15 protein-coding genes are annotated in these 16,204 nt (G+C 62.4%); 12 read left to right on the forward strand and 3 right to left on the reverse strand.

Translation table 11 applies throughout. The annotated features are described in order from the left end of the window. From AC3FLX_RS13795 to AC3FLX_RS13810, 4 genes are all read left to right on the forward strand, one after another. Nucleotides 1-199, forward strand: a 199-nt coding sequence (locus AC3FLX_RS13795) for a hypothetical protein (protein WP_488697368.1), incomplete at its 5' end; no start/stop codon positions are given. Nucleotides 200-246: 47 nt separating this feature from the next. Next, entirely contained in the window at nucleotides 247-870 is a 624-nt protein-coding gene (locus AC3FLX_RS13800; protein WP_488697854.1) for a DUF6216 family protein, read from the forward strand. 189 nt (nucleotides 871-1,059) lie between these two features. Next, nucleotides 1,060-1,371, forward strand: a complete 312-nt coding sequence (locus tag AC3FLX_RS13805) for a hypothetical protein (protein ID WP_488697372.1) — start codon at nucleotides 1,060-1,062, stop codon at nucleotides 1,369-1,371. A 9-nt stretch (nucleotides 1,372-1,380) separates the two neighbouring features. Beyond that, nucleotides 1,381-2,532 (forward strand): DUF4238 domain-containing protein, encoded by a 1,152-nt coding sequence (locus AC3FLX_RS13810; protein ID WP_488697374.1) that lies wholly within the window; start codon nucleotides 1,381-1,383, stop codon nucleotides 2,530-2,532. 402 nt (nucleotides 2,533-2,934) lie between these two features. Here AC3FLX_RS13810 and gyrB read toward each other — a convergent pair whose 3' ends face one another. The 3 genes from gyrB to dnaA all read right to left on the reverse strand — a co-directional run bounded on the left by gyrB (nucleotide 2,935) and on the right by dnaA (nucleotide 8,823). After that, nucleotides 2,935-5,460 carry a DNA topoisomerase (ATP-hydrolyzing) subunit B gene (gene gyrB / locus AC3FLX_RS13815; protein WP_488697376.1) on the reverse strand — a complete coding sequence of 842 codons (2,526 nt, stop codon included), beginning with the start codon at nucleotides 5,458-5,460 and terminating at the stop codon, nucleotides 2,935-2,937. 184 nt (nucleotides 5,461-5,644) lie between these two features. Continuing rightward, entirely contained in the window at nucleotides 5,645-6,760 is a 1,116-nt protein-coding gene (dnaN, locus tag AC3FLX_RS13820) for a DNA polymerase III subunit beta (RefSeq protein ID WP_488697378.1), read from the reverse strand. 329 nt (nucleotides 6,761-7,089) lie between these two features. Further along, nucleotides 7,090-8,823, reverse strand: a complete 1,734-nt coding sequence (gene dnaA, locus AC3FLX_RS13825; protein WP_488697380.1) for a chromosomal replication initiator protein DnaA — start codon at nucleotides 8,821-8,823, stop codon at nucleotides 7,090-7,092. Nucleotides 8,824-9,681: 858 nt separating this feature from the next. Between dnaA and rpmH the strand changes: the two genes are divergently transcribed. The 8 genes from rpmH to AC3FLX_RS13865 all read left to right on the forward strand — a co-directional run bounded on the left by rpmH (nucleotide 9,682) and on the right by AC3FLX_RS13865 (nucleotide 16,197). After that, complete coding sequence (gene rpmH, locus AC3FLX_RS13830; RefSeq protein ID WP_008650850.1) at nucleotides 9,682-9,816, forward strand: 50S ribosomal protein L34; 135 nt, start codon at nucleotides 9,682-9,684, stop codon at nucleotides 9,814-9,816. Nucleotides 9,817-9,958: 142 nt separating this feature from the next. Then, the gene (gene rnpA / locus AC3FLX_RS13835) at nucleotides 9,959-10,378 is read left to right on the forward strand and encodes a ribonuclease P protein component (protein ID WP_488697382.1); all 420 of its coding nucleotides are present in this window, start codon (nucleotides 9,959-9,961) and stop codon (nucleotides 10,376-10,378) included. Between the two features lie 8 nt (nucleotides 10,379-10,386). Continuing rightward, the gene (gene yidD, locus AC3FLX_RS13840; protein ID WP_488697384.1) at nucleotides 10,387-10,671 is read left to right on the forward strand and encodes a membrane protein insertion efficiency factor YidD; all 285 of its coding nucleotides are present in this window, start codon (nucleotides 10,387-10,389) and stop codon (nucleotides 10,669-10,671) included. Between the two features lie 21 nt (nucleotides 10,672-10,692). Next, entirely contained in the window at nucleotides 10,693-12,369 is a 1,677-nt protein-coding gene (yidC, locus tag AC3FLX_RS13845) for a membrane protein insertase YidC (protein WP_488697386.1), read from the forward strand. A gap of 130 nt (nucleotides 12,370-12,499) precedes the next feature. Next, complete coding sequence (gene tam / locus AC3FLX_RS13850) at nucleotides 12,500-13,270, forward strand: trans-aconitate 2-methyltransferase (RefSeq protein ID WP_488697388.1); 771 nt, start codon at nucleotides 12,500-12,502, stop codon at nucleotides 13,268-13,270. Nucleotides 13,271-13,363: 93 nt separating this feature from the next. Further along, nucleotides 13,364-14,125: a CHAD domain-containing protein gene (locus AC3FLX_RS13855; RefSeq protein WP_488697389.1), complete on the forward strand. Its 762-nt coding sequence runs from the start codon at nucleotides 13,364-13,366 to the stop codon at nucleotides 14,123-14,125. A 45-nt stretch (nucleotides 14,126-14,170) separates the two neighbouring features. Further along, on the forward strand, nucleotides 14,171-15,598 hold the full coding sequence (gene mnmE, locus AC3FLX_RS13860) for a tRNA uridine-5-carboxymethylaminomethyl(34) synthesis GTPase MnmE (protein ID WP_488697391.1): 1,428 nt from the start codon (nucleotides 14,171-14,173) through the stop codon (nucleotides 15,596-15,598). 104 nt (nucleotides 15,599-15,702) lie between these two features. Further along, on the forward strand, nucleotides 15,703-16,197 hold the full coding sequence (locus AC3FLX_RS13865; protein ID WP_488697393.1) for a hypothetical protein: 495 nt from the start codon (nucleotides 15,703-15,705) through the stop codon (nucleotides 16,195-16,197). Nucleotides 16,198-16,204 lie beyond the last annotated feature (7 nt).

Below are 16,204 nucleotides of genomic sequence, written 5' to 3' on the forward strand. Positions count from 1 at the left end.
AAAGCTCGTTGAGGCAATAAGGCGCAAGTCAGCGGATTTCATCGGGGCCCGCAGCAGAGAAACCGGCTGCAACAAGGCCGGATATACAGCTGCAACCCATCCTGTCCGTCTACACACAAGAGAGCTTGCTCAAACGGGAGACGTTCATATACAAACTACTATCGGCAGCTTCAAATGCCTGCCGCTGAACCGCTATTAACTTAAACCAACCAGCCTCCACGGTTCCCGGGGCGGTTCACTCCTGATCTGAAGGTCATCTTTCAGGAAAACCGAGACCTGGAGCGGTTTCGCTTTCTCTATCGCTTGAAAGTAGAGACCATGACGGAGGTGCGAAGGCTCATTTTATGGATGAGTGAACATGGAGTTGGCATGTTCCGTCTTCAAAAAATGAGATCATGGATTGATGTAAGCACCTCAGAAATTTTGGTGCAGCCGCCAAAACACTTTCTTCCGAGCCGACTCGCTATCGCATGCGCAGCGTTTCTCGCGATGGTTTGTGTAGGGCAGGTTGCTGCATCCCAGTTCGCCTATTTTCAAATGCGAGCGTCAAAGACTTGGTTCAAGACTGATGCAACAACAGTAAGCGCGCCTCTCGGGGGCTGGACGTTTACTGCGGCTGAGTGCACAGATAAGTCGAAATTGTCTCAGATGACCGGCTTTCTCGACTCCGAAACCGATGTAATCTGCAAAGCGCTGCAAGAGAAATCCATCGACTCGCTTGTAAAACAGACCGTCAAGTTGCAATCTTGGACCGGCCTAGGATTTATGCTGGTCGCTTTGATAACAGCAATTTTCAACATTCTCGCTGCGGTCGCGGCGCAAGAAGCGGCGCGCTTGTGGAAGCGCCTGCATGTGGCGGACGCACATTAGACGAGTTCTTTCGACTAAGGTCGCCACAGTCGCAGCGACGCGCGCGGCCTTTTCCCTTCTATGAACTCGGATGGTTTATTGAGCACTCTGCTCGCAATGGTCCAGGGTGAAACATGCGCGGTGGTCTCGGGCCCATATAGTCCTCATCGCTTCACCCAGCTCGGATTCTTGTTCCGTTAGAGGTTTGCAATGAGCGACCCCACTCCTAAGCCGCCGTCGGGTGGCGCAATCGCCGCAATCATTGCGGCTCTTCATGAAGATGCACGGGGCATCTTGAGCGCCATGCTTGTGTTCTTCGCCTTCTTTGTCTTGATCTTCGCACTCGGGAATATGCCCGCGTATTTCAAGAATCTGGTTGCGGCGCCGGTTGTGAAGGACCAATGCTGGGATCTGAAGGAGGCGCTGGGGATGTTGTTCAAATTCAATAAATGCAGCGGCGAAGTGTCTCCGGTTGAGGTAAAGCGCCCCTCACCCGCTGGGGCATCGGTAACCAAGCCCTGAACTAGCCACATGAGTTTCACTGTTCGCAATCACTATGTGCCGCAGTGGTATCAGCGGCGCTTCCTGGCACCTGGACAATCGAAGCTCTGGTATCTCGACCTAAAGCCGGAGGTGATTAAGCGCCCCGACGGCACCACGACAACCCGCAAGGCATTGCGGCACCTTGGGCCGGTCAACTGCTTCCAGCAGGATCATCTCTACACGCTCTACTTCGGCCAGTATGCAACAGACGTACTGGAGAAGACCTTCTTCGGTAGGGTAGACACCATTGGCGAGAAGGCGGTGGCCTTCTTTGCCGACTACGGCATGCGCGACGGTGTGCATGAGGCATTCCGCGGCATGGTCGACTACCTGTCCGCGCAACTCTTCCGGACGCCCAAGGGGTTGAGCCTGCTGCAGGCGCTCGCCAGAAGCACGGATCATCAGCAGACGCTGCATACCCTCCATACCGCAGGGCAGGTGTATCACACGATCTGGGTGGAGAGCGTATGGGCCGTAATGCACTGCAAAGACTCGCCGACGAAGCTCATCATCAGTGACAGCCCGGTGACAACGTACAACCGGCAAGTATTTCCGGGATCGGCTGAGGTTCAGAACTTCGGAATGGCACGCATCGAGCGCATTGGCACGCAGACTTTGTTCCCGCTCGATAGCGAGCATTGTCTGATCATCACCAACCTCCAGTACGTCCGCAATCCCAAAGGCAATCAGCTCAAGATCCGCGAGAACCCCCGTTACTTTGCCAACGCCCATTTTGACCTGCGCAAGGTGCAGCGCGGCCATGCGCTGGAGGAACAGGAGGTGGTGGCGATCAACCACATCCTGAAGAGCCACGCCCGCAGGTACATTGCGTCCCCCAACCGAGATTGGCTGTATCCCGAAAAAGCGTTAGCAGAGCGCAACTGGCCCAAGCTGGGCGGTAGCCGATTCTTCCTGCACCCGGATCCGCGCCTGGTTAGCTTCACAACGGCGATCATCAGCGGTGGCGACAAGGGCAGCTGGGGCTACAACGAATATGGCCACTTCGACCTTGACGGCCCGAGAGCGGAGAAGCTGAGAGAAAGAGAATGGAAGACGTTTCAGGCCGCTAAGCAGGCTTGGGATGCGCGCGACCGCCGCGCCGGCCGAGAGCCATCCAAGGAATGGCTCGACTACATCTAAAAACAGCGAACGGATGCAGGAGAAAACGGCAACATGCGTTGAGAAATGGCTCAGGGTCGCCCCGCCGAACCGGCCCCGACGTCGCACCACCGGCCGACCCTTGCCCTTCAGGAATCGCTTGAATTGGCTGCGCAGGGGACCGGCTATTTCGGGTTTCCGGTCTAGCAAAAGCGCGGCTGGTCCAGCTATTTCCGGTTCTCTACGGCGGTCGCCGTGCCGTCGAAATAGAGCTGCACGTCTCCTCCGTGCAACAGCGTCCTTGAGTTATCTGGTCGCGCTCCTGGCGCACACGCCGCCTGATCTCGAGGCATGTGCACGCCAGTCGCACTAATTCCAAATTTTCAGTCTCACAGAGAAGCACGTAGTCTCACGAATTCCGATTCCGTACACTACAGGCGAATATCAAACATCAATATTCCGTGCCACCAACGCATTCGACTCGATGAAGTTCCGGCGCGGCTCCACCTCGTCGCCCATCAGTGTCGTGAAGATCTGGTCCGCGGCGATCGCGTCTTCGATCTGCACCTTCAGCAGGCGGCGTTGCGTGACGTCGAGCGTGGTTTCGAACAGCTGCTCGGGGTTCATTTCGCCCAGGCCCTTGTAGCGCTGACGCGAGACGCCGCGTTCGGCTTCGGTCAGCAGCCATTGCATGGCCTGGTGGAAATCCGCCACGGTCTGTTCGCGCATCTTTTCGCCTTCGCCGCGCTTGACCCTGGTGCCGTCCGGGATCAGGCCCTGGAACGTGGTGGCAGCGCGAGCCAGCGCAGCGTAGTCGGCACCGTGGACGAAGTCCGCGTCCACGTGCGACAGGCGCACGTTGCCGTGGTGGCGGCGCGCGATCATCAGACGATGCTTGTCGGTCTTCTCGTCGAACTGTGCGTAGACGTCGGCGGTGCCGTCGTCGTTCACAGCGGCGCCGATCAGCGTCTTGGCGTGCATCTCGGCAAGCTTGGCTTTCAGGGCCACGGCCGATGCTTCCGCCGCGGCGGCGTTGTCCAGGTCAAGCACCACGCCGTCGGCGATGGCGCGCAGCGCGTCTGTATCGACGATACGCGACAGGCGGCCGATCACGCCTTCGGTGAGCTGATACTGGCGAGCCAGCTCGCTCAGCGCGTCACCGGCGATTTCGCTGCCGTCCGGACGAATCAGGCCAGCCTTCTCCATTGCGAGCTTCAGCATGTACGCGTTCAGCTCGGTGTCGTCCTTGATGTAGCGCTCTTCCTTGCCGTGCTTGATCTTGTACAGCGGCGGCTGCGCGATGTAGACGTAGCCACGCTCGATGATGTCGGGCATCTGGCGATAGAAGAACGTCAGCAGCAGCGTGCGGATGTGCGAGCCGTCCACGTCCGCATCGGTCATGATGATGATGCGGTGGTAGCGCAGCTTGTCGAGGTTGTAGTCTTCCTTGCCGATGCCCGTGCCCAGCGCGGTGATCAGCGTCAGCACTTCCTGGCTCGACAGCATCTTGTCGAAGCGCGCACGTTCGACGTTCAGGATCTTGCCCTTGAGCGGCAGGATTGCCTGGAACTTCCGGTCGCGGCCCTGCTTGGCCGAGCCGCCTGCGGAGTCACCCTCCACCAGGAACAGCTCGGACTGCGCCGGGTCCTTTTCCTGGCAGTCGGCCAGCTTGCCCGGCAGGCCCATGCCGTCCATCACGCCCTTGCGGCGCGTCATTTCGCGGGCCTTGCGGGCGGCCTCGCGGGCGCGCGCGGCGTCAACGATCTTGCCGCAGATGATCTTGGCGTCGTTCGGCGTTTCCAGCAGGAAGTCGGTCAGCGCCTTGCCGACCAGTTCCTCCACGGGCAGGCGCACTTCGGACGAGACGAGCTTGTCCTTGGTTTGCGAGCTGAACTTCGGCTCGGGCACCTTCACCGACAGCACGCAGGCCAGGCCTTCGCGCATGTCGTCGCCGCTGGTTTCGACCTTCGCCTTCTTGGCGATTTCGTTTTCTTCGATGTACTTGTTGACGACGCGCGTCATCGCGGCGCGCAGGCCGGTCAGGTGGGTACCGCCGTCACGCTGCGGAATGTTGTTCGTGAAGCAGAGCACCTGCTCGTTGTAGCCATCGTTCCACTGCATGGCCACTTCCACAGTGATGCCATCCTTTTCCGCGTTCGCGTAGAAGATGTTCTGATGCAGCGTGGTCTTTGCACGGTTGATGTACTCGACAAAGCCCTTCACACCGCCCGCGAACGCAAAGTCCTCTTCCTTGCCGGTGCGCTGGTCGACCAGCTTGATATGCACGCCGTTGTTCAGGAACGAGAGTTCGCGGATGCGCTTGGACAGCACTTCGTAGTGGAACTCGACGTTCGTGAAGATTTCCTCGTCGGCCAGGAAGTGCACTTCGGTGCCGCGCTTGTCGGTGGCGCCAATGATCTTCATCGGCGAGACTTCCACGGGCTGGCCATCCGGGCCGGTCACCGTTTCGACGATGCGGTTCTGCACTTCGCCCTTGGCGAATTCGATCAGGTTGACCTGACCATCGCGGCGCACCGTCAGGCGCAGCCACTTGGACAATGCGTTCACGCACGACACGCCCACGCCGTGCAGGCCGCCCGACACCTTGTAGCTGTTCTGGTTGAACTTGCCGCCGGCGTGCAGCTCGGTCATGGCGATTTCCGCCGCGCTGCGCTTCGGCTCGTGCTTGTCGTCGAACTTGACGGCCGGCGGAATGCCGCGGCCGTTGTCCACGATCGAGATCGAGTTGTCGCTATGGATCGTGACCAGGATCTCGGTGCAATAGCCGGCCAGCGCTTCGTCGATCGAGTTGTCGAGCACCTCGAACACCAGGTGGTGCAGGCCGGTGCCGTCGGACGTATCGCCGATATACATGCCGGGACGCTTGCGCACCGCTTCCAGGCCTTCCAGGATCTGGATCGAAGAGGCGCCGTAAGTGTTTTCCTGCTGCGGTTTCTGCTGATCGGTCATGTTTTCCTACTCACGATACTCACGGCAAATGCGAAGAATTCCGAACCTGCGCCGGATGGCGGCGGGTGCGGCAAATCCGCATCTGCGGGTTACTTAAAAACGGCAAAAGGGGCGGATCGCCTTGATCCGGCCCCTGCTGCGGTGTGTGCCCGATTGTGTATGGATGGCGGCTCGGTGCTGGCCATCAAATGCGCATCGGCATCACGACGTACTTGAAGTTGTCGTCTTCCGGCACGGTAATCAGCGCACTCGAATTGGAGTCGCCGAGGCTGACCTGCACCTGCTCGCTCTTGAGGTTGGCGAGCACGTCGAGCAGGTACGTCACGTTAAAACCGATATCGAGCGCGTCGCCCGAATAATCGAGTTCCAGTTCTTCCTGCGCCTCTTCCTGATCGGCGTTGGTCGAGCTGATCTTCAGCACGTGCGTATCCAGAATGCAGCGCACGCCCTTGAACTTGTCGGTGGTCAGGATCGCCGTACGCTGCAGCGCCTGCTGCAGTTGCACGCGGTCGATCGCAAACGCATTCTTGTAGCCCTTCGGGATCACGCGCTGGAAGTCCGGGAACTTGCCTTCCACGAGCTTGCTGATCAGTTCCACGTTGGCGAACGTGAACTTGATCTGATTCGCGGCCAGTTGCACCTGCACGGGATCGTCGGTGTCTTCCAGCAGGCGCTGCAGTTCCAGAATGGTCTTGCGCGGGATGATCACTTCCTGGCGCGAACCCACGCCAGTGGCTTCGTTTTCGAGTTCCACGCCGCAATACGCCAGGCGGTGGCCGTCGGTAGCCACGGCCATGACCTTCTTGCCGTCCACCACCAGCAGCATGCCGTTCAGGTAGTAGCGGATGTCCTGCTGGGCCATCGCAAAATGCACCATCGCCAGCAGATGCTTGAACGTCTTCTGCGGCAGGCTCACGCTGGCGTTGAATTCGGCGGCTTCGGCAACGGTCGGGAATTCCTCCGCGGCCAGCGTCTGCAGCGCAAAGCGGCTCTTGCCCGATTGCACGGTCATGCGCTTGTCGTTCAGTGACAGCGCCACGTCGCCATCGGGCATCGCACGCAGGATGTCGAGCAGCTTGCGCGCGGCCACGGTGGTGGCCACATCGTCGCTGCCAACGCCGCATTCGGCGTGCGTGGTGATCTGGATCTCGATGTCGGTCGAGAGGAAGGACACGTTCGAGCCGGACTTGCGAATCAGCAGGTTGGCCAGGATCGGGAGGGTGTGGCGGCGCTCCACGATGCCGCTCACGATTTGCAGCGGACGCAGCAGATTGTCTCGCGAGGTTTTGACCAATTGCATTGAATTTATCCTTCGTCGTTTGTCGTCGGCGACCGCGGAATCAGGTGAAACTCGCGATTTACAAATTTACTTTGGAATCAACGAGTTAATGCCGGATTGTACCAAGGATAAGCCGCTGCGGTGAAGCGGGGCGAATCCGGCGCGGCGCCTGGTTGTGCACAAAATGCCACGCCCAGGCCGCCAATCAGCGCCAATTCGTCCCGACTCACCGCAAAGCCTTATCTGAGGCCGGAATCCCGCGATACAACAGTTGTTCAGACGCCCGTTTGCCGCCGGGCGCGCACCCAGTAGTATGCCAGCCCGGCAAGGCCGGCCTTCAAAAACGCTAATCAGCCCTTGAGCGTCTGTTCCAGCACGTGCAGCTCGTGGTTCAGTTGCGCGTCCTTGCCACGCTCGTCGGCGATCTTGCGCACGGCGTGCAGCACCGTGGTGTGGTCGCGTCCGCCAAACAGCTCGCCAATCTCCGGCAGGCTCTTCTGCGTCAGTTCCTTGGCCAGGTACATCGCAATCTGGCGCGGCCGCGCGATGTTGGCGGGCCGCTTCTTCGAGTACATGTCCGCGACCTTGATGTTGTAGAAGTCGGCGCAGGTCTTCTGGATGTTCTCCACGGAGATCTGGCGGTTCTGAACGGTCAACAGATCCTTGAGCGCTTCACGCGTGACGTCGATCGTGATGTCCTTGCCGTGGAAGTTCGAGAACGCCAGGATCTTGCGCAGCGCGCCTTCCAGTTCTCGCACGTTCGAACGCAGGTGCTTGGCCACGAAGAACGCGACTTCCTCCGGCACGCTCACGTTTTCGGCCGCGGCCTTCTTCATCAGAATCGCCACGCGCATTTCCAGCTCGGGCGGCTCGATCGCCACGGTCAGGCCGGAGTCGAAGCGCGAGATCAGCCGGTCGTCGATGCCGGTGATTTCCTTCGGATACGTATCGCTGGTGATGATCACCTGCGCGCGGTTGGCAATCAGCGCCTCGAACGCGTAGAAGAATTCTTCCTGCGTGCGGTTCTTACCCGAAAAGAACTGGATATCGTCGATCAGCAGCAGGTCCAGCGAGTGGTAATAGCGCTTGAATTCGTCGAACGCCTTCCGCTGGTACGCCTTCACCACATCGGACACGTACTGTTCCGCATGGATATAGCGGATGCGCGCGCGCGGGTTCTCCATCAGCATGAAGTTGCCGATGGCGTGAATCAGGTGGGTCTTACCCAGGCCCACGCCGCCGTAAAGGTAGAGCGGGTTGTAGGACTTGCCCGGATTGTTGGCCACCTGGATGGCCGCGGCACGCGCCAACTGGTTGGCCTTACCGGTCACGAAATTGTCGAACGTCAGGATCGGGTTCAGGCGCGAGCGCTCGTGCACCGTGTCGTTCGGCTGCGCACCGGCCGCCGCCGGCTGCTGGGACGGCACGCGGTAGGAGCGGGCACTGGCTTCCGACGCATCCATCTGGGCCATGTCGATGTCGCCCATATCCTGCATCTGCGCGTTGGCGCCGCCCTGCAGCGGATGTCCGGTCGGTGCCGCGCCGCGGTGCGGCACGGCACCCGGCGCGGCCGGGTAGGGCGCCTGACCGGACGGCGCACCGTAGCCAGGCTGGCCACCGTTGGCCTGGCCGGCATAGTCGTGATAACCGCCCGCCTGGGACGGCTGCGGATGCTGCCCGGGTGCGTGGCTGAAAGCCTGGCCCGGCATGCCGGCCTGCGCTCCGGCAGCCATGCCGGGATAAGGCGCGCCGCCCGCACCCATCGGGGCGTGCGCCATGCCGTTGTCGTGGCCCTGCTGCATGGCCTGTTGCGTATAGGTGGCCGCGCGGCCCGATGCTGCGGGATCGAGGACGAAGTGAACGCTGACCTGCGTTTCCCAGTATTCGCACGCGAGTGCTGTGATGCGGCCCGAGAACTGGCTCTTCACCCAATCGAGCTTGAAGCGGTTAGGCGCGGCAATCCGCAGCGCATGCGCTTCCTCGTCGAAGGCGACTGGCGCCAACGGCTTGATCCAGGTTTTGAATTGTTGCGGCGTCAGTTCGCGCTCGAGTTGCGCGGCTGCTGCCTGCCAGAAATCTTGCATGTGTTCTTTTAAGTGATCGTGCCCTCGCATCGATGGCACGTCACGGGTGACGCAACGCGCGCGCCACGGGTCTGCTGCATGCCTTTTCGCTTCGTGTCGACGCGCGAAAGGCAATACACCGTCCCGAAGCCAGGCATCGAAACGGCGGTCAGTCGGTATACATCGCGGTATACCGGAGGCAGGCAGTCCCGGGTTGTGCGTGCGCCACGCGGCCCGTGTAGTGTTTGGACCGGGATTGTACCCCCCGCCCCAAGTTATCCACAAAGGATAACCCTGTGGACAAGTTGTGAAAAATCAGTGGATTCGTGTGCACAACTCGTCCGGGAGCCGCACGCCTACTGGACCTCGCACGCCCGATAATCCATCGGAAACAAGAACTTGATCTCTCAAATTAACACCGATAGGTGACCGGGAATACCCACAGAGTTACCCACTGGATGTTGTGGACAATGGCGCACCGGCGTTTGCAGCGACCTGCCACGCACATGTGGCGCGCCTGCTGGAACTGATCGTTCGGTGCCTTGACACCCGCGACGAAAATCGGTTAAATGGCGGGTTCTGCGATGCGGCAGGGGATCACGTATGCGCATCGCCGGGTCTGGCCAGTACCGTATACGCGTAAACGTGTGCGGCATCAGGCAAGCGGCCTGATCCCCGCCAGCGCTTCTGCCCCCCGATGGGCAAAGCCAGCGGCGGCCGGCAGCAAGACAGAACCAGAATCGTCGGCATGGCCGCAGCAACCTCGCCAGAATAGTGAGCGTCTGCATTGCGGCAGCCCCATGCGAACCATACGCGGCGGCCAAGGCACCCCGGCATCGGCCGGCGCCCGGAAAGCCCGGATCAACCAGAGAGTGCAACATGAAACGTACCTACCAACCTTCCGTTACCCGCCGCAAGCGTACCCATGGTTTCCGCGTGCGCATGAAGACCCGCGGCGGCCGTGCCGTGATCAACGCTCGTCGCGCCAAGGGCCGCAAGCGCCTGGCAATCTGAGCGCCGGGCGATCGGCCTGGATGGCTGGCAGTGTGACGGTTCGCCGTTGCACCTGCGAAAGTCGTCCGGCCAAGCGCCTCGCACTCAGGATGGCCAGGAGCGCCGCCGCCGAAGCACGGCTTCCCCGCTAGCTTTGACCAGCGTGTCGGACCATGCCTTCCCCAAAGCCGCGAGGCTTACAAAGACGGATGAGTTTTCATCCGTTTTTGCTTTGCGGCCCCGCCGTCGCAGCACGCATTTCGTGCTGTATGTGCGGGCCAACGGCCAGCCGCAGGCGCGGCTGGGCATTGTCGTCGGCAAGAAGTTCGCACCGCGCGCCGCCGAGCGCAATCTGGTGAAGCGCATGGTGCGGGAACTGTTTCGGACCCGGCAGGCCCAATTCGCGGGCCGCGACATCCTGCTGCGGCTGCAGGCAAAGTTTCCGCGCGCGGACTTTGCCAGCCGGTCTGCCATACGGCGCGCCTGCCTGACCGAGATCAGCAGCTTGCTGGATGTGGCCGCCAAGCCGCTGCCGCCCGTCCCGGCATCCGGCGGACCCGTTGCACCTGCCGCGCCAGCCTGACCATCATCATGAAGCGAATCCTGCTAGCCCTGCTGCGAATCTACAAGATCGCCCTGAGTCCCTACCTGGGCTCGCAGTGCCGCTTCCTGCCTACCTGTTCCGACTATGCCCGCGACGCCATTGTCAGTCATGGACCGGCGCGCGGCACGTGGATGGCCGCGTGCAGACTATGCCGTTGCCATCCTTTCGCAAAGGGCGGGTATGATCCCGTGCCCGAGCCTGCAGTAAACGGAACTGCCGCCGCATCCGCGGCCGGCCGCCCGTCCGTCACGGTCCGGCTCCCCCGACCCTGATCCCCCAGACCATAGCGAGACATGGATATCAAACGCACCATCCTGTGGGTCATCTTCTCGATGTCCCTCGTGCTGCTCTACGACAACTGGCAGCGCGCCAACGGCCACGCGTCGATGTTCTTCCCGAGCGCCAACACGCAACAGCAGGCCGCACCGGCCGGTGGTGCAAGCGGCGCCACGGCCCAGGGTGACGTGCCCAAGGCCAGCGCGGCGAACGCTTCGGCACCGGGTGCCGTGCCGTCCGCCCCGCAGGCGGCCGCACAGCCCACCGGCGAGAAGGTCATCGTCACCACTGATGAAGTGCGCGCCGAAATCGACACCGCCGGCGGCATCCTGTCGCGCCTGGAACTGCTCAACGAGCACGAGAAGGACGGCAAGCCGGTCACGTTGTTCGAGCGTGACGCACAGCGCACCTACCTGGCCCGCTCGGGCCTGATCGGTGGCGATCTGCCGAACCACACCACGGTGTTCACGGCAGCGCCGGGCGCCCGCTCCCTGGCCCCGGGCCAGGACAAGCTCGACGTCGTGCTGACCGCTGAAAAGAACGGCGTGAAGTTCGTGAAGACGTACACGTTCCACAAGGGCAGCTACGTGGTGGACGCACGCTTTGACGTGACGAACGCCGGCACCGCCCCGGTCTCGCCGACGCTGTACATGGAACTGGCGCGTGACGGCAGCAAGGTGGAACAGTCGCAGTTCTACAGCACGTTCACGGGCCCGGCCATCTACACGAACGCCGACAAGTATCACAAGCTCAGCTTCGAAGATATTTCCAAGGGCAAGGCAAGCGTGCCCGCCGCCACGGAAAATGGCTGGGTGGCGATGGTGCAGCACTACTTTGCTTCGGCCTGGATTCCGCAGACCGGCAAGCAGCACAGCTTCTACGCCGAGCAGATCGACCCGAACCTGTACCGTGTTGGCATCCAGCAACCGCTGGGCCAGATCGCCCCGGGCGCCACGGTGAGCACCGATGCCCGCCTGTTCGCCGGTCCGCAGGAAGAGCGCATGCTCGAGCAGATCACGCCGGGCCTGGAACTGGTCAAGGACTATGGCTGGCTGACCATCCTCGCCAAGCCGCTGTTCTGGCTGCTGGAAAAGCTGCACGGCTTCCTGAACAACTGGGGCTGGTCGATCATCGCGCTGACCGTGCTGATCAAGCTGGTGTTCTTCCCGCTGTCGGCTGCCAGCTACAAGTCGATGGGCAAGATGAAGGACCTGCAGCCGCGCATGACGGCCATCCGCGAGCGCCACAAGGGCGATCCGCAGAAGATGAACCAGGAAATGATGGCGCTGTACCGCACGGAGAAGGTCAATCCGCTCGGCGGCTGCCTGCCGATCGTGATCCAGATTCCGGTGTTCATCGCGCTGTACTGGGTGCTGCTGTCGTCGGTGGAAATGCGCGGCGCGCCGTGGCTGGGCTGGATCCACGATCTGTCGGTGCCTGACCCGTTCTACATCCTGCCGGTTGTGATGGCCGTGTCGATGTTCGTGCAGACCAAGCTGAATCCGACCCCGCCGGACCCCGTGCAGGCCAAGGTCATGATGATCATGCCGCTGGTGTTCTCGTTCATGTTCTTCTTCTTCCCCGCCGGCCTCGTGCTGTACTGGGTGGTGAACAACATCCTGTCGATCGCCCAGCAGTGGCAAATCAACCGCATGCTCGGCAAGGGCAAGGCCGCGGCGGTAGCCAAGAGCTGACCTCCCAGGTTGCAAACCCGACCCACGAAAAACCCGGCTGCTAGCCGGGTTTTTCTTTTTCGGCGTATGCTTCATGTCTTATGTCTTATATAAGACTTAAATCCATCAATACAGCGGAGGGGGATACGCCATGACCTGGTCGGCCAACCAATACGTACAGTTCGAGGACGAACGGACCCGCCCGGTGCGGGATCTGGTCGGGGCCATTCCCACCGCCAGCGCCAGGCGCGTGGTCGACATCGGTTGCGGCCCGGGCAACTCCACTGAAGTCCTGGCGTCGCGCTACGCCGATGCCGAAGTCACCGGCCTGGACAGCGACGCCGACATGATCGCCGCCGCCCGCAAGCGCCTGCCGAACCTGCGTTTCGACATCGCCGACGTCTCGCAATGGGCGGATGCCGGCCCCTGGGACGTGATCCTGGCCAACGCGGTATTCCAGTGGGTGCCCGACCATGCGCGGCTGTTTCCGTCGCTGATCGCCAAGCTAGCGCCGGGCGGCAGCCTGGCGGTACAGATGCCGGACAACCTCAACGAACCGCCGCACCTGCTAATGCGCGAAACGGCGCTGAACGGCCCGTGGTCGCCCAAGCTCACGGCCGCCGCCGACGCCCGTACAGCGCTGGCGTCGGAACGCTGGTACTACGAAATGCTGAAGCCGCACTGCACGCGCGTGGACATCTGGCGCACGATTTATCAGCATCCGCTGAAAGGTGGCGCAGCCGCGGTTGTCGAGTGGTTCAAGGGCAGCGGGCTGCGTCCGTTCCTGGCGCCGTTGGACGATGCCGAACGCGCCGAATACCTGGCCCAGTACGAAGCCGCGCTCGCCAGGGTCTTTCCGCCGATGGCCGATGGCACGGTGCTGCTGCCGTTCCCGCGCGTGTTCATCGTGGCCACTCGTTAGTTTTCAAACGGTGACGGACGGCGTCGGCGTGCGCCATCGCCTACACTAGACGGACCTGCGCAGCTAATCTCTTTCCACATTAGAGACACCGCGATGAGCCGTCAGCCCGTGCTGCACCGGAAGATGCGTCCCGCCGCGGCGTTCGTGGCCCTGGGCGAGGTCGGCCTGCAGGCCGTCCACGATCGTCTGGACGCATTGCAGCATCGTGACGAAGTCGAGGACGTTCACGAACTGCGCGTCGCCGTCCGGCATTTGCGCGCGGTGACCTGGGCATTTGGCCCGGCACTGCCTGTCAGCGTGGAAGTGCGATGGAAGCAGGCGCTGCACGACGTGGCCGACGCCGCCGGCGACGTGCGCGACTGGGATGTCTTCATCGCCGAAACGCTTGCGCCCGCCCTGCAGAAGCAACCCGAAGACACCCTGCTTGCCGCGCTGATCGACGTGGCGCAGTCCCGGCGCGCAAGCGCCCACGCCACGATGATGACGAGGCTGTCGCGCTACCAGCAGGCCCCCCTGCCTACGCTGAAGCGTGACCTGGTGCATCTGTCGGCGCACGGCTCCAAGGGCCGGATGGAAACCTTCGCCCCTCGCCGGATCCGCAAGGCGCGTAACAAGGTCCGCGAACTCGCGAGCATTGCCCGCGACGGCAAGACCGAACACGTGCACAAGCTGCGCATCGGCAACAAGCGGCTACGCTACGCGATCGAGGCGCTGTCCGACGTGCTGCCGCGCCGCTACCGCGGCAAGCTGCGCAAGAAGCTCGTTGCGCGGCAAACGGCGCTTGGCGCCATCATCGACGGCGCCGTTGCGCGCCGCCTGATGTGCGAATGCCTTGGCATCGACCCGCAAGCCTGACCCGTGGCCATCCCGGCCGCAAAGTGATCTGCGACAATACTGCACATGACTGCATCCCAGCTTCCTATTGCCGCCATCGCCACCGCCCCGGGCCGCGGTGGCATTGGCGTCGTGCGCGTGTCCGGGCCCGACGTCGGCAGCGTCATGCGCGCCGTCTGCGGCCGTTCCCTGCAGCCGCGTCACGCCACCTATCTGCCATTCCTCGATGCCCACGGCAAAGTCATCGATCATGGCCTGGCGCTGTACTTCCCCGCGCCCAATTCCTACACCGGCGAAGAAGTGCTTGAGCTGCAGGGCCACGGCGGCCCCGTTGTCATGCAGATGCTGCTGTCGCGGTGCCTGCAAGCGGGTGCGGAGATCGGCCTGCGCGTGGCCGAACCGGGCGAATTCACGCGCCGCGCCTTCCTGAACGACAAGCTGGACCTGGCCCAGGCCGAAGCCGTGGCCGATCTGATCGAAGCCAGCACCGAGGCAGCCGCACGTTCCGCCGCGCGCTCGATGGAGGGTGAGTTCTCCCGCGCGATCCATGCGCTGGTGGAGAACGTCATCCACCTGCGCATGCTGGTGGAAGCCACGCTCGATTTTCCGGAAGAAGAGATCGACTTTCTCGAAGCGTCCGACGCGCGCGGTCAGCTCGCCCGCATTCGCGCGGACCTTGCCGGCGTTCTCAAGCAGGCCCGACAGGGATCGCTGCTGCGCGAGGGTCTGTCGGTGGTGCTGGCGGGCCAGCCGAACGTCGGCAAGTCGTCGCTGCTCAATGCGCTGGCTGGCGCGGAACTGGCCATCGTCACGCCGATCGCGGGCACCACGCGCGACCGCGTGCGCGAGACGATCCAGATCGACGGCATCCCGCTGCATATCATCGACACTGCCGGGCTGCGTGACGATGCCGCCGACGAAGTGGAGCGCATCGGCATCGAACGCACCTGGGATGCGATTCGCCGCGCCGATATTGTGCTGCACCTGGTGGACGCCGCCGACTATCTCGAACACGGTATCTCCGAAGCCGACGACCACATCGACGACCGCCTGAGCGGCCAGTTGCCGCCGGGGTCGCCAATCGTGCGCGTCGTGAACAAGATCGACCTGGCACCGTCGGCCGGCGAAATGGGCTTTGGCGGCAACCGTCCGCATGTCGTGGTGGCCAACGGTCCGAATCCCACCGAGATCTGGATTTCCGCGCGCACCGGCGCCGGCATCGACCTGATGCGCCGCGAGCTGCTGCGCCTGATCGGCTGGCAATCGGGCAACGAGGGCACGTTCCTGGCCCGCGAGCGGCACCTCACCGCGCTGCGCAACGCGCAATCGCACCTTGATTGCGCCGTGGCGCGCGCCGAGCAGCATGCGCAGGCGCTGGACCTGTTCGCTGAAGAGCTGCGGCTTGCGCAGGATCACCTGAACAGCATCACCGGTGAGTTCACCAGCGACGACCTGCTGGGGACGATCTTCACGCGGTTCTGTATCGGGAAGTGAGCGACCCGCCCGGCGTACGTGCCGGGCGTGCGAGCGAGCGAACGGATCGAGGCCAGACAGCACGCGCTCGTCGGCACTGAAGGATGACACCGCGAATCCCGCTTATGGAACGGACTGCCGATCACCGCCCCCTCACCTCCGGCGAGCAGGCCCTCGCGCGTTCTGTCTTCTCGGACACGATTGACTACGCCGCAGTCCGCGTCCACCACCATAACTTTGTCATCTGGCAGGGCGCACGCTACATCATCACGCCCAATGGCCACATCTACCTGGGGCGAAGCCTGCGCGAGCTGAACGATTTCAGCGCGGCGAGCCTGGCCATGCAGGGATTGTTCATCCACGAGATGGCGCATGTCTGGCAGTACCAACACGGCATCAACGTACTGATGCGCGGCGCGCTGGAACAGGTTCGGCACTTCTGCGGTTTCAACCAGTACCGATACCAGCTGGAAGTTGGCAAGGCCCTGGGCAGTTACAAGCTCGAGCAGCAGGCCGAGATCCTGCGTCACTACTTCCGGGCGCAACACGGCGAGCCAACGCCGTATCGCACCACACAGTATCTTGCGGCACTCGGCAGCCAGGGGCCGACCATCGTGTGACGAGTCG

The sequence above is a fragment of the Cupriavidus sp. 291-E7 genome, from assembly GCF_057798835.1.

What these genes read in the sequence shown, in the direction of transcription:
- AC3FLX_RS13810 (WP_488697374.1), top strand. Translation starts at nt 1,381, where the DNA reads ATGAGTTTCACTGTTCGCAATCACTATGTGCCGCAGTGGTATCAGCGG.
- AC3FLX_RS13855 (WP_488697389.1), top strand. Translation starts at nt 13,364, where the DNA reads ATGAGCCGTCAGCCCGTGCTGCACCGGAAGATGCGTCCCGCCGCGGCG.
- dnaN (WP_488697378.1), bottom strand. Translation starts at nt 6,760, where the DNA reads ATGCAATTGGTCAAAACCTCGCGAGACAATCTGCTGCGTCCGCTGCAA.
- gyrB (WP_488697376.1), bottom strand. Translation starts at nt 5,460, where the DNA reads ATGACCGATCAGCAGAAACCGCAGCAGGAAAACACTTACGGCGCCTCT.
- tam (WP_488697388.1), top strand. Translation starts at nt 12,500, where the DNA reads ATGACCTGGTCGGCCAACCAATACGTACAGTTCGAGGACGAACGGACC.
- yidC (WP_488697386.1), top strand. Translation starts at nt 10,693, where the DNA reads ATGGATATCAAACGCACCATCCTGTGGGTCATCTTCTCGATGTCCCTC.
- AC3FLX_RS13865 (WP_488697393.1), top strand. Translation starts at nt 15,703, where the DNA reads ATGGAACGGACTGCCGATCACCGCCCCCTCACCTCCGGCGAGCAGGCC.
- AC3FLX_RS13805 (WP_488697372.1), top strand. Translation starts at nt 1,060, where the DNA reads ATGAGCGACCCCACTCCTAAGCCGCCGTCGGGTGGCGCAATCGCCGCA.
- dnaA (WP_488697380.1), bottom strand. Translation starts at nt 8,823, where the DNA reads ATGCAAGATTTCTGGCAGGCAGCAGCCGCGCAACTCGAGCGCGAACTG.
- yidD (WP_488697384.1), top strand. Translation starts at nt 10,387, where the DNA reads ATGAAGCGAATCCTGCTAGCCCTGCTGCGAATCTACAAGATCGCCCTG.
- rpmH (WP_008650850.1), top strand. Translation starts at nt 9,682, where the DNA reads ATGAAACGTACCTACCAACCTTCCGTTACCCGCCGCAAGCGTACCCAT.
- mnmE (WP_488697391.1), top strand. Translation starts at nt 14,171, where the DNA reads ATGACTGCATCCCAGCTTCCTATTGCCGCCATCGCCACCGCCCCGGGC.